The sequence below is a fragment of the Paenibacillus sp. FSL H7-689 genome, from assembly GCF_000517905.1.
GTDB classification, from domain to species: Bacteria; Bacillota; Bacilli; order Paenibacillales; family Paenibacillaceae; genus Paenibacillus; species Paenibacillus amylolyticus.
Genome location: NZ_ASPU01000015.1, coordinates 226,307 through 248,343, shown reverse-complemented (window position 1 = coordinate 248,343; position 22,037 = coordinate 226,307). Strand labels below are relative to the sequence as shown.

Genomic DNA, 22,037 nt, shown 5'->3' with positions numbered 1-22,037 from the left:
GTATAGTTCATGAAAGAGCATATCACTTATGATGCAGATTATAAACCCTAACTCTAGCCGAAGGCAGATGTGCTGATGTCTAGAATATAAAAAAGAGCCCGGGTTTCAGGCTCTTCGCTGGATGTATAAAATATGATGATGAGCGTATATACGCTACTTCAGTGACGATAGAATGGAGTCACATAGAGCCATCGTTGCAATATTATCCTTGGCGCTGGAATGTGGGACAGTCTGATTCTGGCAACACGCGATGAAGTGCACCATTTCACCAACAAACCCGCGTAGATAAAGGTCACGATAAGCTCCTGACATGGGAGATCCGGAAGGTGTATATACAGTATCTTGCTCCTCGAGAGATTTCCAGGGAAGGCTGGTCGAGCTTCGGGATTGATGAACAGTAAGTGTGTTGATCTCTTCAGCTGACGCAAATCCGTTGTCAAAGGTGACGAGTACACTTTCACTTTCCCGTGACCAAGCACTCATGCCGGTAAAATAAGCGCTGCCTACTACGTTATTCTCAAATACAAGGGAAATGCTTTGATTAATGTGTTCCCCATCCTTCACGGTTGTGCCTGTAACTCGTATTACTTCTCCGAATAAGTAACGCATCAGATCGACCATATGAATGGCAGCGAGCTTTATGAACTGTTCCTCATCCTTGCAAAATGGGGTACTGTCTACAGCGAATTTCATCTGGAATGAACGTACCTTACCTAGCGAACCACTATCAATTAGCTCCTTCAGCTTCATGTATATGGGGGCATAACGTTTCATAAAACCAACCATGACAACGACGCCAGCCTGCTCGGCAGCTTCTGCTACAGTGGCGGCTTCCGCTGCGTTCCATCCGAGCGGCTTATCCACGTATACATTCTTGCCAGCCCCAATGCATTCGAGAACAAGAGCGGTCTGATCTACAGGCTGGGCGACCACAACGACACCGTCACAAGTTTCCTGCTGTAACATAAGCTGAGCGTTATCATACGCTTGTCCGTTGCTGCCAAATCGCAGCAGAGCTGCTTCAGAGCGTTCCATACTGCGTGTGGCAATGGCCTGGATCTGCGCTCCGGCTTCAACAACAGAAGGGTAAATATTCGTGGATGCATGAAACCCTGCACCGATAAAGCACAGATGGGTTGTTTTCAAGGTGGATCTCTCCTTCATTTTTGCATTCTTATGGATGGTATATTTGTTGATTAATGCTACGATAGGGTGTTTGAAGTTGAGAAAAAAGGACATATGTCCTATTCTTGAATGAGTAAAAAAAGAAGTTGCATTTTTATTTTGGAGCATGTATACTCTGAATTACGGTAAAACAAGGAATTGTTTCACCGGAACGCTTTTCATCGATGGATGAGGAGATACATATTATGCGGTCGTGGCGGAATTGGCAGACGCGCACGGTTCAGGTCCGTGTGGGCTAACCCCCGTGGAGGTTCGAGTCCTCTCGACCGCATCTAACAAAAAAGGTTCGTGAGTTGCTCTAGGGCAATTCACGAACCTTTTTTTATTTTGTGGATCATTCGTGTGAAGCCTACATTTTGCTACCAGCATGCCAATGCTAATGTTGCCGCTGGCGCAGAATGACTGCCGTGATGATCCCGGCAATGGCTCCTGCAATACCAAATAGCGTTACACTGGCAACCACTTCAACCGACTGGAGACGAAACAAAAAAGCGATACCGCTGCCAAAAGTGGTTCCGGCGAGAAATCCGAGCGAAATTCCTAATTCTTTCGTTAATTTCATTGCTTCACCTACTTGGAAATGTGAGATATGGATTTGCAAATATTGGGTACAGGCAGTAAAGTGTGATCAGGAAAATCATCACATTTTATTTCCTTTTTTATCTTGTGGTTTTAACCCGTTAATTATGCATGATATCTCATATGGGAGGGTAAGAGCGAATGAATATGAACGAACGAATTGCAGCATGGAATGAGGAAGCACAGCAGTGTGCTTGCGGTCATCAACACAGAGTGGTGGATATGCTGATACATCTGGAAGCTGGTGCCATTCAGAGGTTACCGGGTTATTTGTCTGAGCAAGGATATCGTCAGGTGACGGTTGTTTATGATCGACATACGTTTCGGGCCGCCGGATCTGATGTGCTGAGTAGTATTCGCGAAGCGGGAATGCATGTGGATGAGATCGCTCTACCGGAGAATCGCACGGGGGATATCATTGCGGATGAAGCAGCTATTGTACAGGTCATGTTGGGTGTGAGACTCGAAAGTCAGGCTGTGATTGCGGTGGGTTCAGGTACCATTCATGATCTGGTGAGATTTGTTTGTTCCAAAATGAATAAGCCCTTTCTGTCGATACCGACAGCGGCTTCAGTAGATGGCTTTACCTCTGCGGGTGCACCCTTAATTGTAAGCGGAATCAAACAGACATTTCAGGCTGTTCCGCCTGAAGCCATTTTTGCTGATATGAATATCCTGGAGCAAGCTCCCCAAGTGATGACGGCTGCCGGATTCGGAGATATGCTTGGCAAATATACTTCCCTTGCAGATTGGATTGTTTCTCGTGATCTGGGCGGGGAACCGTTCTGTCCGGTTGCTTATCGGATGACAGAAGAAGCGCTGCATACCTGCATAGATCATGTACAAGCGATTGCGGAGGGGCGAGCAGAGGGAGTAGCTGTATTAATGGACGCATTAATTGTTTCTGGTATCTCCATGCTGATCATTGACCATTCCCGTCCGGCATCCGGAGGTGAGCATCATCTGTCCCATATTTTGGAGATGGATCTGATGCAAGCGGGAGAAAGACCGGTTCTGCATGGTGCCAAAGTTGGCGTAGCATGTGCATTGCTTACAGTGAAATATAAAGAACTTGCACAGACATCGGATGAACCAGTGTTTGGGATATATGATCAATTGCCGGAGGCTTCTCAGCTCATCGCATGGTTGGAACAAGTAGGTGGACCTGTGACTACTGAGCAACTCGGTGTAACCCCGGAGATGGTGGAACATGCATTCAACACAGCGCATACGCTTCGTCCTCGATATACCGGATTGAGATATATCAATGAAGTGTTAAACACGAGATTAGGATGACCTTTTAGAGAGAATGATCATGATGAAATGCATTAACTTCACTTGTAGCGGGCTGTGATGGCTCTCCTTGGGAGCAAAAGACGAAAAAGGGTAGGTTATCTGACATTTCTGATGGAATAGCCAGAACAGTGCTTCAAGTCCGAGAGAGAAGGCATACAATTTATTTTAAAAAAGGCTCTGGCCTCCCTATGGGGAGATCAGAGCCTTTTGGCTGTTCGCTTATTTAGTTGTTGCGACGATCTTTCAAGATGACATCTGCGAACAAAATAGTTTTCGGGATACGGAAAAATTGCTCCGCTTGTTCCTGAAATGCAGCAGAAGGCAGTGTTCCCTGATGCAGCCATTTGCGGAAAGTGCCGGGATGAACCCCGATCCAGTGGCTGACATCTGTCACCGACAGATCATGGACCATACACAAGCCTGTCAAAATACGGTTACTAACCGGAGAACGGGTCACCGTACGCTTCATGAAGCGAGATGACTCGGGTTGACATATGACAGGGCTATTACGCACAACTTCTTCATTGAAGAGAATATGACGCGGGTAGCCGAGTAATTGGCAAGTCTTGTCCAAATTGGTACTGCCGGGTATCCGTCCTTCATATACCCACGCACTGACACTGCGTGAAGAGATGGAGAGGTCTTCAGCAAGCTGGGACAACTTGATATCATTGGCCATCAGCACGGCAAGAAGAACACGATTGCGGATTTGACAGCGTGTCGGTTTTCGGAATCGTTTAACACGGACGCCTTTTCCCAAGTATTTACGGTTGATCAGAGACCACGCCTGGATGGAATGTTGTTCTGGTTGATTAGGCATATTTCCTCCGATTTTTTTTAACCAAATACTACAATAAACAACGGGGTACTTTCAAGTGCCGGGATTACCGGTTACAAATGCATCAATGCGTGAATTCACGATAAAGAGGGAACTACGAACTAGACCATGCGCAATTCACATCCTAGTATATTCCTAGATTACAATGTTTCACTAAAAATGAGGGGAGAAATTGAACAGGAATAAAAATAATATAGTTCTAATTACTTATTACTAGGTCTAAAGAACTTTTATCTGTTTTTTGTTGATATGATGCGGTTTATTTCCCTGAATTCCCCAAAAGCATGTGATTTTCGTTCCCCTGTTGCGAAGAGGATGTGCACAAATCTGAAATGATAAATCCGCGTGTTCAGCATGACATGTGACCTGTCAAATCTCTTACTTTTACATATATTGTATGATACTCAAGTGTAAAGGAGAGGTGAGGAACGTGCATCTATCTGTGAATACCTTTGCTGTCATCTCGGGAGCATTTGTTACGTTTGCTTTTGGCGGATGGGATCAATTGCTGAGCCTGCTCGCGGTCGCGATGGCTGTGGATTATATAACAGGTTTGGCAGCGGCGGTAAGAACAGGTACCGGCTTGAATAGCAACATTGGATTCTGGGGGATTGCTCGCAAAGGGCTCATGCTGACGGTTGTTTTGCTTGCTCATCGAATTGATCTGATCATGGGAACCGATTTTATCAAAGGCGGAGCTATTTATTTCTATCTGGTGAATGAACTCATTTCAATTACCGAGAATTATGCCAAAATCGGTCTTCCATTGCCTGCAAAGCTCAGACAGGCCATTGCAGTGTTGAAGAAACAGGAGGATCAGGAGTATCTGACGAATCGTGAATGGTCCAAACCGCAGCAAACCCCGGACAACATCAAACAGCAGGCTGAAACAGGACAAACTTTGCAGGATGACTCCGCGAAACAGACGGAGGATGGATCGCAAAAGAAATCCGAATCGAAAGGAAACGGTTCGGATTAGTTTTTCTTAATCAAGAGAACGTTTCCAAGTATCCTTTCGTAATAGAGAACGTTATGATATATTTTGGATACATGAAAATTCATTCATTTCTACTATTATATTAAACGAGGTGTTTGCCCAGATGATAAAACATATTGTCCTGTTCAAAATGAAAGATCGGTCAGCAGAAAGTATTGAAGCTGCAGCCCAGGTGCTTCGCAATCTGGAAGGTAAAATTGATGTCCTGGTTTCACTTGAAATCGGGATTGATGTGCTTCGCTCGGAGAGATCGTTCGACATTTCACTCACGGCGGAGTTTGCGTCACTGGAGGATCTCCAGGCGTATCAGGTACACCCGCTTCATCAGGAAGTTATCAAGTACATGAACGAAGTCAGAGAACAGTCAATTGCAGTGGACTACGAAATCTGATCTATCATTCAAACTACGTTGAGATAAAGGGGACTCTGCATGAGCGATTTAAGAGACGTTATGGAATTTCTATATATTTTTGTTGTGTTTCTAATCGCTTGTCCTGTGATGATATTCTGGCTTAAGCGAAGAGGGAAACGGAACCGATAACTCACTGAACGGGAAGTGAACGAATGTATTATGTGAACAGAGAACAGATTGCCCGCCGGCTTGCTGCTGTACCGGAAGTAGCTAAAGGGCTTCGCGGGGCAGCAGAAGCTTGGGATGGCAGTCTCATGCTGGGTATGGTACAGGAACGTTGTCTTCACCTGGCGATCGAGATTGTTACCGATGTGGGAAGTTATCTGATAGACGGCTTCATCATGAGAGATGCAAGCAGCTATGATGATATTATTCAGATTAATTATGAAGAAAAGGTTTTTGATAATCCGACCTATGAGATATTGCGTCAGCTTGTCACGTTACGCAAGCCACTGGTGCAGGATTATTACACTTGGGAGCGGTCTGAGCTCCATCCACTTAGCGTAGAGTTGCCGAGTATACTTGAACATTTTACTACTCAGGTTAGCGCCTACGTGGAAAAAGAACTTGGTCCTTTCAATACGGCACAAGCCGAGGGACAGCGTAAGGAATGAGGGAAATCGCATGACAAATGAATCAAAAGAATTCAATGAAGTAAATACTGAAAGTAACGAAACAAATGAAACACCTTCCGGATTCCATCCGGTGTATATGGTTGAACTTTTGTTCCGGGAACGTCCAGAGGTGGATCGCTTGCGTTTGCAGGAAGCTATGATTCGTCATACAGGACAAGTCCGACTGGATGTGAAACAAGAGAGCGGAGGGCAAAAGCATGAGATGCTTGTCTTCTATCATCTGGACCACAAGGTATCCTTCCAGGAAGGGGATATCCCTGCTCAGACTTGTATGCTCCCTGTGAATGAAATCGCAGATCGTGCTCGCTTTGGCGGTGCTCTGCAACAAGCATGGCATTGGCCGGATGCAGGACAAGCTGTGGAAGCTGCGCGTTACTCCATTCGGATACATGATATGTTCACGGCTGCCATGCCTCGTAAACAGCGCCTGGAGCTGTTTCAGAAGACTGTACTGGCAATCATGGAGGGTTTGACCTGTGACGCGCTGTATTGGTATGGCAGTGATAAGCTGGTTGAACCGGAAGCATATACGCAAGCTCAGGAACGTGAGGAACATCTGTATGCAGCCATGAACGTTCGAATGTATCAAGCCGGAGGTACAGAGGAACAGCGCGGGTTGGTCATGGATACCGTGGGATTATCTGCGCTGGGTGTACCTGATGTCCAGTGTCACTTCGTCGGTCTTGATCCCGATACGGTGGCTCAGACCTTACTGGGTGCAGCGTATTACATATTTGATCAGGGGGATGTTCTGCAAGATGGACAGACGCTGGGTTCTTCAGGTGGACGTCGCTGGCGTTGTGAACATCAGGCGGCATTAATTGCACCTGGACGATATGTCATTGATTTGGACCCGGGGGATGAGCATGCCGCGGCTGATCTCGAGCCGGCTCGTCAGAACTGAGTTTAAGCCGTCATTTGCATCCATTCAAAAAGGGCGTTCAGATTATTTTTAACATCTGGAGTGTCAAGTCAAGCCTGTGTTGCTTATAATGCATCAACAGAGTAGGCATTCGCCCGGATGGCTGAGCGACAGACCGTTGCTTCTGATCCGGTACTTAAACAATAGCAAAGGGAGAGATGTGACGTGAAGGATTCTAACAAAAGTTTGTTGTGGGGAGCTCTTATTGGCTCCGTGGTTGGATCAGTAACGGCATTATTGCTGGCACCAAAATCGGGACGTGAACTTCGTCAGGATATTACAGAAGGTGCTCGTCAGGTATCGGAGAAAGGTCAGGAACTGGCTGGTATCGTGGGAGAACAAAGTTCACAGATCGTATCCAAAGTTAAAGAGACCGCAGATGTTGTGATTCAGGATATTCAATCCTGGCGTAATTGCGCTGAAGGGAAAGAAATTCGCATCTCGGCAGCCATTGTTGATAATGATATCGATAAAACAGTGGATGAACCCGGAATTGACATTGTAGCGAAGCTTCCTGCGGATGAGTCCAAGGACGACAACTAAGCAAAGCTTGGGATAAGCAGGCTTTCCTCTAATTAGAGGAGAGCCTGCTTTGTTGCGTGTCCACACATAGATGACATAGCGCGTGGATTTAATTTGAACCCTGCGATGAAATCGGGTAAGATGTAGGTACCTTTTTGCCGGAATGTTCATACGGTAGGAAGAAAGCTCTGAGAAACAATCGTTTTGAGAACCAATTCAATGAAGAAGGAAGCGGTGTGTTCGTGCAGCAAGCAATCGCTATATTAGACTCCGGTGTGGGGGGATTGACCGTCGCCAAGGAAGTGATGCGTCAGCTCCCGCGGGAAAAGATCATTTATTTTGGGGATACTGCCCGGACACCGTACGGACCCCGTTCGTCCGAACAAGTAAAACAATTTACGGAACAAATCGTTGATTTCTTGATCCAATTCGATCCGAAGGTTATCGTTATCGCCTGTAACACAGCAACAGCAGCCGCGTTGGAGTATATCCGTGCCAAGGTGAATATGCCTGTCATTGGTGTTATACATCCGGGTGCGCGGGCCGCAATCACAGCGACACGTACAGGACGTATTGGTGTGATTGGTACCACGGGTACCATAGGTAGTGGGGCTTATACATCGGCACTCAAACAGTTGTCCCCCTATATTGATGTGGTCAGTCAGGCTTGTCCGGCGCTGGTGCCGTTGGTGGAACAAGGTGAATTTCGTTCCGAGCACACGACACATACGGTGGAACAATCATTGGGCGAGATCAAACAACAGCCAATCGATTGTCTTATTCTGGGTTGTACGCATTATCCCTTTCTCATGGACACGATTCAGGAAGTTATGGGACAGGAAGTGAAGTTAATCAGTTCAGCAGATGAAACGGCACGTGAAATCAGTACGATTTTATATGATAAACGAAAGCTGGCCAGTGGGGATGAGACTCCGGTGCATCAATTTTTCTGCACGGGTGACCCGAGAATGTTCCAGAATATCACCCGTCGATGGTTGGGGGAGCAGATCTCCAAGACCCCTGTTGTCTGGCAGGTTACGCAATTATCATAGTTATACTCAAATTATGCATGAATAAGACTTTTAATTAATGTAATATGGTTGTGGACTATCCCGGAACTGTGAAGTTCCGGGATTTTTTGTCGTCATTATGCATTAACAGGAGATAAACATGATTCTTGTCACATGACGGACAACCTGACCTGCATACATATGTTACAGACACGAAATTGGTCAGAACTGGACAGGAGACCTGTCTTTTCCTGTGGAAAGGAGAACAACATGGATCTGCAGTGGATTATCGTTCAGCGGGGAGATACATTGCCGCGAATTGCGTCAGCACATCATATGACCAAAGAGTTACTTGCTGCACTAAACCCGGAAGTGGCTTCCCAGCCATACTTGCTGGCAGGTCAGATGCTGCGTATTGTCCCCGGGACAGGTCGCAGATACGCTGTACCGCCTGGAGAAAGTGTAGGGGAGATTGCAGGGAGATTTGGTCTGGACGAAGAGTTGTTGCGCCAGGCCAATCCCGAAATTACCAATGTAACCGACTGGGTTGGTCGCTGTATTCATATTCCGGCTTCGAATGGAAAAACTATTGTAAAGATACAGGGAGAGTATGGTTATCGAGAATTAATCAGGGATATAGACAAGCTGGAGAATCAATACCCGTTTATAGAAACGGGGTCCATTGGAACAAGTGTCATGGGGAAGTCGTTGCCTTATTTGCGTATTGGGCAAGGGTCGAGACATATCCATGTTAATGCTTCCGTTCATGCGAATGAGTGGTTGACAACAGCAGTTTTGATGAAGTTTATCGAAGAGTATGCCGAGGCGTATAGTGCGCATAGGACATGGCATCAATATCAGACAGAACGCTGGATGCAAGAGACGACACTCTGGGCCGTGCCGATGGTTAATCCGGACGGGGTCGAACTGGTTCAGGAAGGTGTGCTCAATCAGCATCCACATGCACAGCAGTTGTTAGCCTGGAATGCGGACAGATCACATTTCACCCATTGGAAGGCCAACATCAGAGGGGTGGATCTGAATGATCAATTTCCAGCTCATTGGGATGAAGAGGCAGCGAGAAGAGGTGTGACCTCACCTGGCCCCAGGGATTATGCGGGGACCGCGCCATTGACAGAACCGGAGGCACAGGCTCTTGCGCAGTGGACGCGGCAACACACATTTGATGCGGTTGTATCCCTGCATAGTCAGGGACAGGAGATTTATTGGAACTACCGTGATCTGGAACCCAGGGAGAGTGGACCGCTGTCTCGTAGACTCGCCAAAGCTTCCGGCTACAAGGCGGTGAAGCTCGGTGGCAGTGATGCCGGATACAAGGACTGGTTTATTCAAGATTTCGGTAGACCGGGCTTCACGGTAGAAGTTGGATTGGGTGTTAATCCGCTTCCCGTAGAACAGTTTGATGATATTTGTATCGAAGTGGGAATGTTGCTGGCTGAACTGTTATCCAATGGACAATGAGGCAAGACCCTGAATTATGATGGTGTGAAACTTAACAGTAGATCATTCGTATAACAGGAACGGACGCTATGAGCGACGTTCCGTTTTTATTATTTTTTATAATGGCATGTTACGTCATTCGTTCTGAATGGTTTTCGAACGGGTAATGATGGATGTGCCGTTTCGGCGACATATATAATTATACGGAGGGATTCAAATGAAGTGGAGAAGACTACTGTCGTTCAAACGATGGACACAAGTTTTCAAAAGGCTCCCCCGGCTGCTCCGGGCTCCGCAGATTCCTTTGGGAGAAAAGCTGTTGTTTATTATTCCAGCGCTGTTGTACTGGGTACTTCCTGACGTCATGCCGTTTATGCCCATCGATGATATCGGGGTCACTTTGATTCTGATGAACTGGTTTGTAAGCCGGGCAGAACGCAAATATCCTGTGCTTCAGGAAGGGGCTCCTTCTTAATTTGTGCCTAAATGGATAGGTTTAACAATGAATTCGCATCAATGTTATTGCGAAGAGCGGTAACTTTCTTTACAATAGATGCTGTAGTTTAAGAATGCTGAAATTGTTGAAACCTGCAATTACAATATAGGAGATGAAGAGAATGAACTGCAAAATTACGCGTAATGCTGCTAAAGTATTGAAGCTTGAATTGGACAAGCCGGAGAACGAAGGAAAAAAACTGCGCGTTGTCATCACCCATGCACATGGTGACCATGCTCACTACGGCCTGGATATCGACACACCAAAAGAAAATGATACAGTTGTATCTACCGATAAAGAGATTGATGTCATTCTCGCGAATGATCAGCCTTTGTTAAACGGTGTTAAAATTGACTACCTCTACTTCCCGGAAGAGGGATTTGTTATTACGAATCCGTCCCAGGGTAATCACGGCGACCACTAAGGGCGCGAAGAAGGGGAACTCATGGCTAACGATATCCGCGTATGCGAAAAGTGTAATCATGTCCGACTGAAATCGATTGTGCCCAAGTTGCAGAAAATGGCTCCAGACACGGAGATCAAGATTGGGTGCAAATCCTATTGCGGTCCTTGCGCGAAACGTGCATTTGTCTTTATTAATGGTCGGTATATCAGTGCGCCGACAGAAGAAGAAGTGCTCGCCAAAGTCGCAAAGTTTGTGAAGTAATAGGATATAACAAGGTGAGTGGAGAAAACTGTCCACACATCAGAAAGGAGGGGCTACGTGCCTCTCCTTTTTTTGCGTTTGGGTAGAAGTGAAAGGGTGTGTTACTCCATAGCACCTTCGACCAACTCAGTAATTTGGAAGGTGTTTTCTTGAATTTCAATGGCGATGACGGTAGTATCCTTTTTCAGAAAATGTACATTTCCCAGTCGTTTTTCCTCCAATCCTACCCAACCTGTATCCGCTAACTTCTGAAAATAATCCATTGGTGGGTATAGTCCTTGCTCACCCCCAATATGTTTCAGCTCGTAATTAGCGCCTTTTTTAAGATTTGGATCATCGGAATAAGTTATGTTCTCAATAAGTTTTGCATTGGTTGGAACCGGGATGTCTGGGTTCATGGATGACGCTGTATATCCTTCTATCTCGTATGTAGCTGGAGCGCAGCCTTGTACCCAAATGAGGAAGGGCAGCATACAGAGTGTCAGTAATATTTTCTTCAAATGAATTCCTCCTGATTCGGCATGATTATGTAATAAACGTATCGTAATCAACTAAAGTTACGATAAAAACACAAAAGAAGAATAAGGAAGGCTTGTGTTATCCATCCTAAAGGGGTAACAGGAACATGATAATCCCAAGGAGGAATACTCATGCCGAAGCGTTATGATTCCAGTTTGCAAGCCGATACCACCGTATCTCAGGCGCAAAATGCGGTGAACAAGCTTCATTATGCTGTATCTCAGGCCATGTCTCATCCGACGGCACAGACCATTGTACAGGCGGAACGACGTCTGGCACACACGGAGCAGGCGATGCGACAAGCAGAGCTTTCACTCGGAGGGCAAGGTGTTGAGTTGGCAGAGGAAATGTTCATCGAGGAGAAGAGAAGATTGAATTCAATCCAGAGTCAGCACGGTCAAGGGGATTTATAACGTTCCTGTCACATCAGAACCCGCAGGGCAGTAATGCTTTGCGGGTTTTTCATATCTTTTGCAAAGACTCTGGGTCCATGGGTTTACTCCGACAGTATGTCGAATGGTCGCTTAAAATTCTGTGAGAAGGTTAATAGAACAAGAGCAGGCAAAATTCCATACGGGAGGTACAGAATGACAAAACATATTACAGATTGTACGATTCTGAACAACGGAGTAACGATGCCATGGCTAGGATTTGGAACATATAAAGCAAAAGGTAAGGAAGTACAACAGGCGGTTGAGACCGCTTTGGAGGTTGGATATCGTAGTATTGATACCGCGTCCATCTATGGCAATGAGGAAGAAGTGGGACAAGCTATTGCAAGCAGTGGTGTTGCCCGTAACGAACTGTTTGTGACGACCAAGCTCTGGAATGAGGATCAGGGATTTGATTCAACGTTGAGAGCATTTGAAGCCAGTCAGAAGGCACTTGGACTGAATGTGATTGATCTTTATTTAATTCACTGGCCTGGCAGAGATCAGTACAAGGAGACGTGGAGAGCATTCGAACGTCTATATAGCGAAGGAAGCATCCGTGCGATTGGTGTGAGTAACTTTCAAGTACATCATTTGCAAGATATCATAGATGAGGGCGGAACGGTACCTGCGGTAAATCAGGTAGAGCTGCATCCGGGTCTGATCCAGCAGGAACTTCAGGATTTCTGCGGGGCGCAGGGAATTCAGCTGGAGGCATGGAGTCCTATTATGAAAGGCAAACTTAACCAAGAGTCCACCCTCAAAGCGCTGGCCCAGAAATATGGGAAAACGCCAGCTCAGATCATTCTGCGCTGGGACATTCAGAATCAGATTGTGACGATTCCGAAGTCGGTTACCCCGGAGCGTATTCGTGAGAATGCGGACATCTTTAACTTTGAATTGACACCGGATGAGTTGAGACAGATTGATGCACTGGATTCGGATAAGCGGACAGGTCCACATCCGGATCAACTGTTCTGGGATTAAGTGGGTAGGCGCTAATTGAATTATGTGTTTGATGATAAGTTAGTGGAGGTTCCGGTCACGGATCGTTCTTCGTGGGTTTTAAGATGTAGCATAATCGGTCACGCTAAGACACTACTTGTGCAGAACAATCTTTCGATCGCCGTTATACCCGGATTTTTTTGAAATTCCCTGTATCAAGGGAGAAATCCGGTGATAAATGCGAGCGCTCCGCTTCTCCAGCTTTTTTCTGCCCACTCCGTTATCGTGAAAATTATAAATCCATCTTTAGATTTGGTGGGTAATTAAGAAGTATATAAAAAAGCAACAGGATCGGGAAATATCCCTGATCCTGTTGCTTTTTTCGTGTGAATTGGCTTAATTTTTTTTCGGGACTTCGCATCCGTCATCTGTGCAGATGCCACTGCCGTCTGTTTCTGTTGTGTTGGATTCAACCATGGTGAAAGGGGAACGGTCGTCCCATGCTTTTTGAATGGCATCCAGGAACACCTCGTCAGGTTGAGCGCCCGATACGGCGAACTTACGGTCGAATACAAAGAAAGGTACACCGCGGATACCGAGTTGCTCGCCTTCTGCTTGGTCAGCGCGGACATTGTCGGTGAATTGATCACTGGACAGCACTGCCGTAGCTGCGTCTCGATCCAAGCCGACTTCTTCTGCTAACTGAGCCAACACTTCAGTATCACCGGAGTGTTTACCTTCAATAAACACAGCTTGGAAGATTCGTTCACTCAGTTCAAGCGCTTTGCCTTGTGTATCTGCCCAGTGTGTCAAGCGGTGAGCTGAGAAGGAGTTTGTAGGAATCATGGCATCGATATTGTATTCCAGTCCTGCCGTACGAGCATTGGCATTCATCTGGGCATTCATACCTTTGGCTTGTTCCACGCTCATATTATATTTGGCAGCCAAATATTCCGAATTGGTTTTGCCTGGGTTCAATGCAGCGTTTGGATCAAGCTCGAAGCTTTTGAATTGCAGCTTCACTTCATCACGGTGTGGGAACTGTTCCAGTACATTCTCCAGGCGGCGTTTACCGATATAACAGAAAGGGCACAGAAAATCAGACCATATCTCAATATTCATTTTATTAAAACCTCCATCATCCTTTTAGTTGAAACTAATATGGTTACAATTATAAAGCCACTTTCTATAATTCGCAAGGAGATTACTTTTTATCCCGATATGCCTTGGACCAATGGTAAGGTTGAATCTCATCCAGTCTCTTGAAGACCAGTTGACCAGAAGGATCGTATACGGCAGCTTTGACTTCTTCGCCCCAGTAAAATAATCGTTCCTGGCATACACCGCAAGGTGTAAGAACCTTAAATTCTGAATGCTCGTCATCACGAGTGATACAGAGGGAGTGGGTGACACGTTCGTTCAATTTGTGGGCTTCCAGATAAGCTCCTGTTTCCATACACAGATGCGTGGCATCGTTGATGACCTCTGGAGCTACGCTAATCAGCAGGGAGCCAGCTTCGGTATAGACGGCACCCGCACCGCCCCATCCCTGAGGATAACGTTGCTTCACAAATTTTGCGGCTGCATCGAACAATTGCTGTTCAATATTGAGTGGTTCAGTGTATGATGTCATGTAATGCAAGTTCCCCTTTTTAAATCCAATTTAATTCATTTCGTGTTTTTGTTTAGCTTGTCATTACGATATTGCTCATTGCGATGTTGCTGCTCCACTGTCTTCCTCTCGAAAGCGCTGAATCAAATCATAGGTAATTACGGTGTCCGAGACATGTAATCGCTTGGCTGCTTCATCATGACCGGGGCGGCAAGCATTGATGTCCGTTTTGTCGCGTGTGGACAGGTCATAACAAGCACCGCTCTCATAGATATAATCATCCGATGGAATATAGAATACAGAACCATCCGAGAATGTGCCATTACGTAGCACAACCGTACGCCCAGACCCGTCATATACGTCGTTACCCATATGATAATAGGACTGGTCGGATAAGCCTAGCAAATGCAGTACGGAAGGCGTGATGTCCAGTTGTCCCGAAGGTTCGTTGATGGTTCCGGCAGCTGCTCCGTCCGGTAAATGCACGAGCAGGGGAACCTCGTTCATGATCTTTGCCATATCCAGTTCGTTCAGCGAACGTCCCAGGAACTGTTCGTATTGTGATTGTTCCTTAATTGAGTTGTCGTGGTCTCCGTAGAACATAAAAATGGTATTTTCCCATAATCCCCGATTTTTCAGATCTTCCACCATCTGACCGAGTGCTGAATCCACGTAATGAACGGATTGCAGATAGTTACCAAACATGGTCCCCTGGAACTCGCCTACATCCAGTTGCTGTTTCTCTTTAGGCAAGGCGTATGGATGGTGACTGCTGAGTGTAATGAGGAAGGAATAGAACGGTTCGGTCACCTCACTACTCATTTTCTCAACGGATTGCCGGAAAAAGGATTCATCAGACAGGGACCAGCCAAGCGGGTCATCCTGTGCAAAATCATTTTTACTATAAAACTTGTCGTACTTCATATTCTGATACATCGTATACCGATTCCAGAAGCCACTCTCATAAGCATGAAATACGTTGGTGCTGTACCCGTTATCCTTCAGAATGGAAGGAAGGGAATCATACGTATGGTCTGCATAACGTACAAACGCTGATCCAACCGGAAGTGGATGTAGGGAAATGTTTGCACCAAAATCGGCATCTGACGTTCTGCCCTGACCGGTCTGGTGGTAAAAGTGACTATAATACTGGCTTTCCTTCATCAGTTCATTAAAATGGGGCGTGATCTCCTGACCGCCAATGCTCTGGCCAATCATGAAGTTCATAAAAGCCTCACCCTGGACAATGATCACATTGCTGTCTTTATATTTGCCAAACAAGGCATCATTCTGCGGGGCAGTTCCTTGCCTTTCGGCGAAGAATGCCTTTGCTTGTTCAACATCAGCGGGGTCAGCCTGCGGCCCGGAGCCGATGTGGTCTTTGGCATAGTTGTACAGATCATAACCGTGAAAAGCGAGCAGTCCGGTCACATTATACATGGATACATTCCACCAGTTGTTATCAAACAGGCCTTTGGCCCATGTTTTACTGTAGAAATAAATCGGGCCAACCGCGAGGCCAAGTCCCAGCACAAGGGCAATGCTGCCAGCCGTGAGACGGCGGCGCAACCGTGCCTTGCCATCGTTGTACGAATAACTTCCATAGCCATGAACAGACGGACTGGTGTGCTTCGAACGGTAACGTCTGTTGAATAGTACGATAGCTGCGAATGGAATGACGACAAGCCAATCGGCAAAGAACCATAGATCGCTTGTGTAGATCAATGTAGCGATGCTGTCACCCAATGCGTCAACTTGTCTCGCCTGCAACAATACCGGGATGGTCAAGAAATCCTGGAAATAGCGATAATACACCATATCGGCGTAGATTAGTGCGGTAAGCAGCAGGTTAAGCACCACGAGAGACACGATCATGCCTCTACGTGGCAGCAACCAGGTCCAGAAGGACAAGAGTAGTAAAGATCCAATAGCAATGACTTTATCCAGCAGTCCCATCGTAATGTTATAAGCGTGAAGATTGTGATGGAGCCACATGAGTTTGAGCAGCATGAGCACAAGAAAAATAAGATATAACGTTAATGGATGATTTAGAAGCCCGCGTGGCATGGCACTGCGCGTAGGCCGAGTGACAACCATATGTATGTCCCCCTTGCTTTTGTTGTTTTGTTATCGGAATGTAAAATAGGGCTCCATCCATTATAGCGTGGCCTCATGTGTTTTCAACTATGCCTCAGGGAGAATTGAATCTTGTCCAGCCGAAGACCGAAGTCGGTGAATTCATATGACCAGAAAAGCGCACAAAAAAAGCGCCCCGGCCATAGATGGCAGGAGCACTTTAGATTCGAAATAATTATGAAGATTGTGGTGTTTTATTTCGTGGGGGCAGTGGGCCCAAATACTGATAGTACTGGGTTTCGATTCGTCCGTTGAACAACTTGCGACGTTTGTCTGCCTTATGACCGAAATACTCCTCAAAAGCTTTGGTTGACGTGATTGCAAAAAAGGACCATGTTGGCATGTCGAGGTAACTGCGCCCTAATGAGCGGAGCAACTTCTGAACTTCTTTTTCTTCACTCAAACGTTCACCATATGGGGGATTGGTAATGATGACACCATATTCACCCTGTGGTCTTGCGCGATGAGCGGGCAGGACGCTGACTTCAATATCTTTGGCAAAGCCAGCACTTTTGATCGCTGCCATAGCAACTTCAATCGCTTCAGGATCAATATCGCTACCTGAAATTTGTAACGGGACATCGTCACGTACAGCATCGAATGCTTCTTCGCGCGCCTGTTCCCACAATTCTTCAGGAATGACAGCCCAGTCCTCAGAGTTGAAGGTCCGACGAAGTCCTGGTGCAATGTTCCAGCCGATCATAGCGGCTTCGATCAGCATTGTGCCTGATCCACAGCATGGGTCATAGAATGGACGGGATACATTCCAGCGACTGAGCTGAATAAGAGCTGCAGCAAGTGTTTCTTTGAGTGGCGCTTCGGTAACGAGTTTACGATAACCCCGTTTATGCAGACCTGGTCCCGTCGTATCTAAAGTAAGCAGGGCGCGATCGTTCAGCAGAATGACCTCAATCACATAACGAGACCCATCCTCTGGGAACCACTCCGTGTCATAAGTCAGCTTCAGTTTCTCTACGATTGCTTTTTTCACGATCCCTTGTGATGCAGGCACACTGCTTAACTGGGATTTTTGAGAACGACCCTCTACAGGGAATTCGCCGTCGGCAGGAATCCACTCTTCCCAAGGCAACGCTTTGGTGCCTTCAAACAATTCGTCGAAAGTCGTGGCAGGGAATTCACCCATTTTCACCAATACGCGATCCGAACTTCTCAGCCACAGGTTACAACGGCAAATATCAATATAATCTCCTGTGAAGAAAACCCGGCCATTGTCGATCGTAACATCTTCATACCCCAGTTGCTTCAGTTCCCGGGCAACAACAGCCTCGAGTCCCATCGCCGAGGTTGCAATCAATTGCAATTGAGCCATGTGATTCATTTCAACTCCATTTCAAGCTGGAGAAGGGAAATCCTTCTCTCTGCTGTATAGTAACGGTGCGGCCTTGCCGCTTTCCGTGAAAAAACTTACAATGAGAAATGCGGTGAACATATGCATTCCTCTTTCGAGGTGATACACCAGTCAACCGCCTGTGTTGATAACAAACATTTATTATAGAACATTGGCATCCATATGGAAAGCAGTCCAAGTGTCCAAGGAGGATTTTAGTGGTGAATCTGACCCCTGATGAATATGTAAATCAATTATTTCAAGAGGATGACCTTTTGCTAAAAGTGAAAGAGGCTATCCGTTCGAACGGCATGCCGGAAGTTTCGGTTGCTGCGGCATATGGACGATTGCTCACTTTTCTAGCGAAGACATCCAAAGCAGAAGCTGCGCTCGAAATCGGCGTGCTGGGCGGTTACAGTGGGATCTGCATTGCACGTGGTTTGCGTGAGAATGGAACCCTGACTTCACTGGAACTGAAAGAGGAATATGCGGCAATGGCGCGTGGTCATCTGGAGGAAGGCGGTTTTGGCGAAAAGGTGGAGTACCGCATTGGCCCGGCGGCAGACAGCCTGGAGCAATTGGAGCAGGAAGGTCGCACATTTGATTTTTTCTTTATTGATGCAGATAAGGAGAATTATCCGGTATATCTTGATTATGCCATCAAGCTGGCTCGGCCAGGTGCTGTCATTGTAGGTGATAATTGTTTCCTGCGTGGTCGTACGCTGAATCCGGACAAGCAGGGCCCGGCCGTGCTTGCTGTTCGTCGTTTCAATGAACAGATGGCAAGTGACCCGCGCCTGGTGACGACCATGTTGCCGGATTACGATGGGCTGGTACTTGCCTGGGTGAAGTAAAAGTGGATATTTCCTAAAGATAATACTCCGATGGAGCACGATCTCACGCTTTTATGTTTGTGGGGGGATCGTGATTCTGTACGGAGTTTTCTGAAAACAAAAAGAAGAGACGACACACCTTGAATCACGGGGAGTATCGTCTCTTTCTTTGTGTTTACAGATATCGTTATAGTAGTTCTGTTTGTACTTCAGGTGTTCCGTACGTTTCAAACCATTTTTTGATGGTGTCAAAATCATCACTGAAGGACAAGCCCAGCATCAATAATACACGAGCTTGTTGTGGACTCAGGTTGTCGCCTGCAATGATACCTTTGCCGCCACCGTACACACTTCCTGAACCCGTCCGAGTGGTGGTCACAAAGATGACACCTTCTTCAATGGCTTTGGTACGAGCTTGTCCCATAGCTCTGGAGATACCGCCAGCTCCGGTACCGGAAGTCACAATTCCTTTGGCACCGCTGCTCACGAATCCTTCAATGGCTCCGCCGCCAGCTTCTTGATACGAGATCGCAATTTCTACTTTGGCCAGATCTGCCTTTGTGATTTTACTTAGATCAAATACGGGCTTTGCTGTGCCTTCAGGTTTCAAGGCACGTGCAGGAGCACGGTAGATTCGGATATTTTCTTCATCAATATATCCTACAGCGCCGAGCATCGGCGTTTCAAACGTATCTGTCCGATAATCATTTGTCTTGGTTACACCGCGAGCAAGCTGGATTGTGTCATTCAACATGAGTACTGTGCCAAATGAAGTGGTACGACCACTGCCTGCAAGTTTGATGGCGTTGTACAGATTGGCTTGAGCGTCAGAACCGATGACGGTCCATGGACGCATGGAGCCTGTGATCACGACAGGTTTGTCACTCTGAACCGTCATATCGAGGAAATAAGCGATTTCTTCCATAGTATCTGTACCCGTAGTAACGACAACACTGTCATACATTGCCAGAGCTTTGTCTACGGTCTGCGACAAGTCATAGAGGTCGGTCATGCTATAGGAACCTGAACCTGAGTTTCCGAATTGGAGCGTGCTAACATCGGCAATCTTCTGTTTATCCGGTAAGGCGTCTACCATCTCTCCAATGGGAAGTGTACCTGCCTTGTAATTCTGGAAGCTGGTGGCATCCTCGGATTGACCGGCAATCGTTCCGCCAGTTCCAATCACCAATACATTAGGAAGTGCAGATTGTTTGGAAGAGTCTGGTATTGCAGGAATGGAAGTATTGCGAGCCGGAGTAGTAGTTGCTGTCTGAACAGCACCTGTTGTGCCTTTCACCTCTACCGTAGCTGCGTGCGCGGCGTAGGTTCCAATGGGGGACAACGAGATGGTCAATGCTGTTAAAGCTGCGGTACTCCATACGGCCCAGGGACGAAGATTGGATGTTTTACTCATGAATAGCACTCTCCTTCAAGTAAGTGTGATGTTAAGTTTGTTAAGAAGAATATGTATACCATTTCAAATTTATTGTATTTCATGTTAATTAATATGACAAACGTAGATAATGGTAGAGTAATCGATTACATTCGTAGATAATGAGAGTAAAGTGATTATTTATGAGGAATTACGAAAGAATATTCATTTTGCTAGAGATATATAAGAGCTGGTTTTAGTAATTTTGAAGGAAAATAAGCCCTTCTAATGTTAGTTAACATTACATAATGAGTCTTTTGTCCTGATAAAATGAAGCATTTTAATAAAAAAATGTCGAATTGGGACTCATATCAGAAGTAGGTAACAGAATGAGAGGATGATAGTAACGCATATTAGGTAATGGGGCTCAATTACGGTCTAAAGAGTGGTTTCGTTATAGAGTTATGTTTATAATAGGGGTGATCAACATATGTAAATAAATATATAATATTGATTGGAGGAGAAACGATGAAACAGGCACCGAGAAAGTATGCAAATTACATTCCGATTCGGGAACTGGAGACTTTGGAAGAGAGGATATCTCCCTTCAAGGTGTATGCAGAACTTCGTGATAACACTCCAGTCCGCTATGATGAGCATCGAGAATGTTGGGATGTTTTTGGTTATGAAGATGTGAAGTACGTTCTGAAAAATCCGAAACTATTCTCTTCTGCACGTGATCGTGCCAATACGAGCATGTTGACGACAGACCCTCCCAAACACAAACAGCTGCGTGATCTGGTGAATCAGGCGTTTACACCCAAGGCAATTGAAGCATTGGCTCCGCGTATTCAGGAAATCACAGATGAGTTAATTGCTCCACACCTGTCAGAAGGACATATGGAACTTATTGATGACCTTGCAACACCACTGCCCGTCATTGTCATTGCGGAATTGATCGGAGTCCCTGCGGCGGATCGTCAAAAGTTCAAAGACTGGTCTGATGTGTTGGTGAAAGGCGCGCGTGACGATAGTGATCAGGCTTTCCAGGAGTTATTGGAGGAGAAAAAAAGAAATATGCAGGAGTTGCATATCTATTTCACTGGCATTATGGAAGAACGTCGGTTGCAGCCAAAAGATGATCTGATCTCATTACTGCTTGCTGCGGAGATTGATGGTCAGCAATTGACTTCAGATGAAATGGTAGGCTTCTGTATTCTCTTACTTGCTGCCGGTAATGAAACAACAACCAACCTGATTACCAATGCGGTTCGTATTCTGTCTGAACAACCCGAGCTACAACAGGAGTTGCGCGAACATCCTGAGCGGATTACTTCTGCGATTGAAGAGACGTTGAGATATTATCCGCCAATTGTGGCGATTGGGCGGGTCGCCAAGGAAACTGTAGAGTTGAATGGTCAGACGATTCAAGCTGGAGAGCAGGTGATTTCCTGGGTTGGAGCAGCCAATCGGGACAGTGCCCAATTTGAAAACCCGGAAAACTTCATCTCTGATCGCAAACCTAACAGGCATATGGGCTTTGGTTTTGGCATTCATTTTTGTTTGGGTGCACCACTCGCTCGATTGGAGGCAAGGGTAGTTCTTCATACATTGCTTCAGCACATGGGAAACATTCAACTTGTGTCTGGAACGGCTCTGCAACCGATACAAAGTGCTTTTGTATTTGGTGTGAAACATTATCCGATAGAATTCAATCTAATAAATAAATGATGAATGGCGCATGAATGACAAAAGCCGCTCTCAGGCCAATTAGGCGCTGGAAGCGGCTTTTTCAAATGAAAAATTAAGATGGACTATTTA

At 46.1% G+C, this 22,037-nt stretch carries 23 protein-coding genes, 1 tRNA gene and 1 pseudogene; 16 read left to right on the top strand and 9 right to left on the bottom strand.

Going from position 1 to position 22,037, the window contains the following annotated elements:
* Nucleotides 1–153 precede the first annotated feature (153 nt).
* Nucleotides 154–1,146 (bottom strand): Gfo/Idh/MocA family protein, encoded by a 993-nt coding sequence (locus C170_RS12095; protein WP_036609737.1) that lies wholly within the window; start codon nucleotides 1,144–1,146, stop codon nucleotides 154–156.
* A gap of 226 nt (nucleotides 1,147–1,372) precedes the next feature.
* Between C170_RS12095 and C170_RS12090 the strand changes: the two genes are divergently transcribed.
* Nucleotides 1,373–1,456: transfer RNA gene (locus C170_RS12090), tRNA-Leu, on the top strand.
* A gap of 105 nt (nucleotides 1,457–1,561) precedes the next feature.
* Here C170_RS12090 and C170_RS12085 read toward each other — a convergent pair.
* The gene (locus C170_RS12085) at nucleotides 1,562–1,747 is read right to left on the bottom strand and encodes a hypothetical protein (RefSeq protein WP_036609735.1); all 186 of its coding nucleotides are present in this window, start codon (nucleotides 1,745–1,747) and stop codon (nucleotides 1,562–1,564) included.
* 158 nt (nucleotides 1,748–1,905) lie between these two features.
* On the opposite strand from C170_RS12085, the gene C170_RS12080 reads away from it, so the two are divergent.
* A complete protein-coding gene (locus C170_RS12080) occupies nucleotides 1,906–3,060 on the top strand; it encodes a sn-glycerol-1-phosphate dehydrogenase (protein WP_036609733.1) in 1,155 nt (384 codons plus the stop codon).
* 223 nt (nucleotides 3,061–3,283) lie between these two features.
* Here C170_RS12080 and C170_RS12075 read toward each other — a convergent pair whose 3' ends face one another.
* On the bottom strand, nucleotides 3,284–3,880 hold the full coding sequence (locus tag C170_RS12075) for a helix-turn-helix domain-containing protein (protein WP_017689431.1): 597 nt from the start codon (nucleotides 3,878–3,880) through the stop codon (nucleotides 3,284–3,286).
* Nucleotides 3,881–4,328: 448 nt separating this feature from the next.
* Here C170_RS12075 and C170_RS12070 point away from each other — a divergent pair.
* The 10 genes and pseudogenes from C170_RS12070 to C170_RS12025 all read left to right on the top strand — a co-directional run.
* Nucleotides 4,329–4,712: pseudogene (locus C170_RS12070) on the top strand (phage holin family protein); the annotation flags it as partial.
* A 286-nt stretch (nucleotides 4,713–4,998) separates the two neighbouring features.
* Complete coding sequence (locus C170_RS12065; protein ID WP_017689429.1) at nucleotides 4,999–5,286, top strand: Dabb family protein; 288 nt, start codon at nucleotides 4,999–5,001, stop codon at nucleotides 5,284–5,286.
* Between the two features lie 173 nt (nucleotides 5,287–5,459).
* A complete protein-coding gene (locus C170_RS12060) occupies nucleotides 5,460–5,921 on the top strand; it encodes a DUF86 domain-containing protein (protein WP_036609731.1) in 462 nt (153 codons plus the stop codon).
* 10 nt (nucleotides 5,922–5,931) lie between these two features.
* On the top strand, nucleotides 5,932–6,846 hold the full coding sequence (locus tag C170_RS12055; protein ID WP_036609729.1) for a DUF4261 domain-containing protein: 915 nt from the start codon (nucleotides 5,932–5,934) through the stop codon (nucleotides 6,844–6,846).
* 183 nt (nucleotides 6,847–7,029) lie between these two features.
* Nucleotides 7,030–7,407, top strand: coding sequence for a YtxH domain-containing protein (locus C170_RS12050; protein ID WP_017689426.1), 378 nt, complete (start codon nucleotides 7,030–7,032; stop codon nucleotides 7,405–7,407).
* Nucleotides 7,408–7,628: 221 nt separating this feature from the next.
* A complete protein-coding gene (gene racE / locus C170_RS12045) occupies nucleotides 7,629–8,438 on the top strand; it encodes a glutamate racemase (protein ID WP_036610949.1) in 810 nt (269 codons plus the stop codon).
* 228 nt (nucleotides 8,439–8,666) lie between these two features.
* The gene (locus C170_RS12040; protein WP_442789458.1) at nucleotides 8,667–9,878 is read left to right on the top strand and encodes a M14 family zinc carboxypeptidase; all 1,212 of its coding nucleotides are present in this window, start codon (nucleotides 8,667–8,669) and stop codon (nucleotides 9,876–9,878) included.
* A 196-nt stretch (nucleotides 9,879–10,074) separates the two neighbouring features.
* Nucleotides 10,075–10,332, top strand: coding sequence for a hypothetical protein (locus C170_RS12035; RefSeq protein WP_017689423.1), 258 nt, complete (start codon nucleotides 10,075–10,077; stop codon nucleotides 10,330–10,332).
* 142 nt (nucleotides 10,333–10,474) lie between these two features.
* A complete protein-coding gene (locus tag C170_RS12030) occupies nucleotides 10,475–10,777 on the top strand; it encodes a heme biosynthesis protein HemY (RefSeq protein ID WP_036609727.1) in 303 nt (100 codons plus the stop codon).
* A 21-nt stretch (nucleotides 10,778–10,798) separates the two neighbouring features.
* The gene (locus C170_RS12025; RefSeq protein WP_017689421.1) at nucleotides 10,799–11,020 is read left to right on the top strand and encodes a DUF1450 domain-containing protein; all 222 of its coding nucleotides are present in this window, start codon (nucleotides 10,799–10,801) and stop codon (nucleotides 11,018–11,020) included.
* Between the two features lie 101 nt (nucleotides 11,021–11,121).
* Here C170_RS12025 and C170_RS12020 read toward each other — a convergent pair whose 3' ends face one another.
* Nucleotides 11,122–11,520: a hypothetical protein gene (locus C170_RS12020; protein WP_036609725.1), complete on the bottom strand. Its 399-nt coding sequence runs from the start codon at nucleotides 11,518–11,520 to the stop codon at nucleotides 11,122–11,124.
* Between the two features lie 150 nt (nucleotides 11,521–11,670).
* Here C170_RS12020 and C170_RS12015 point away from each other — a divergent pair, with 150 nt between their 5' ends.
* Entirely contained in the window at nucleotides 11,671–11,952 is a 282-nt protein-coding gene (locus C170_RS12015) for a hypothetical protein (protein WP_036609724.1), read from the top strand.
* A gap of 174 nt (nucleotides 11,953–12,126) precedes the next feature.
* Complete coding sequence (locus C170_RS12010; RefSeq protein ID WP_036609722.1) at nucleotides 12,127–12,957, top strand: aldo/keto reductase; 831 nt, start codon at nucleotides 12,127–12,129, stop codon at nucleotides 12,955–12,957.
* A 354-nt stretch (nucleotides 12,958–13,311) separates the two neighbouring features.
* Here C170_RS12010 and C170_RS12005 read toward each other — a convergent pair whose 3' ends face one another.
* The 4 genes from C170_RS12005 to C170_RS11990 form a co-directional block, all read right to left on the bottom strand.
* Nucleotides 13,312–14,037: a DsbA family oxidoreductase gene (locus C170_RS12005; RefSeq protein WP_036609720.1), complete on the bottom strand. Its 726-nt coding sequence runs from the start codon at nucleotides 14,035–14,037 to the stop codon at nucleotides 13,312–13,314.
* 82 nt (nucleotides 14,038–14,119) lie between these two features.
* Nucleotides 14,120–14,548: a cytidine deaminase gene (locus C170_RS12000; RefSeq protein ID WP_036609718.1), complete on the bottom strand. Its 429-nt coding sequence runs from the start codon at nucleotides 14,546–14,548 to the stop codon at nucleotides 14,120–14,122.
* A 75-nt stretch (nucleotides 14,549–14,623) separates the two neighbouring features.
* Complete coding sequence (locus C170_RS11995; protein ID WP_036609717.1) at nucleotides 14,624–16,624, bottom strand: LTA synthase family protein; 2,001 nt, start codon at nucleotides 16,622–16,624, stop codon at nucleotides 14,624–14,626.
* Between the two features lie 214 nt (nucleotides 16,625–16,838).
* A complete protein-coding gene (locus C170_RS11990; protein ID WP_036609715.1) occupies nucleotides 16,839–17,993 on the bottom strand; it encodes a THUMP domain-containing class I SAM-dependent RNA methyltransferase in 1,155 nt (384 codons plus the stop codon).
* Between the two features lie 239 nt (nucleotides 17,994–18,232).
* Here C170_RS11990 and C170_RS11985 point away from each other — a divergent pair, with 239 nt between their 5' ends.
* A complete protein-coding gene (locus tag C170_RS11985) occupies nucleotides 18,233–18,865 on the top strand; it encodes an O-methyltransferase (RefSeq protein WP_036610944.1) in 633 nt (210 codons plus the stop codon).
* Nucleotides 18,866–19,031: 166 nt separating this feature from the next.
* On the opposite strand, the gene C170_RS11980 is transcribed toward C170_RS11985, so the two are convergent.
* Entirely contained in the window at nucleotides 19,032–20,258 is a 1,227-nt protein-coding gene (locus tag C170_RS11980; RefSeq protein ID WP_036609713.1) for an asparaginase, read from the bottom strand.
* Nucleotides 20,259–20,744: 486 nt separating this feature from the next.
* On the opposite strand from C170_RS11980, the gene C170_RS11975 reads away from it, so the two are divergent.
* The gene (locus tag C170_RS11975; protein WP_036609711.1) at nucleotides 20,745–21,947 is read left to right on the top strand and encodes a cytochrome P450; all 1,203 of its coding nucleotides are present in this window, start codon (nucleotides 20,745–20,747) and stop codon (nucleotides 21,945–21,947) included.
* Nucleotides 21,948–22,037 lie beyond the last annotated feature (90 nt).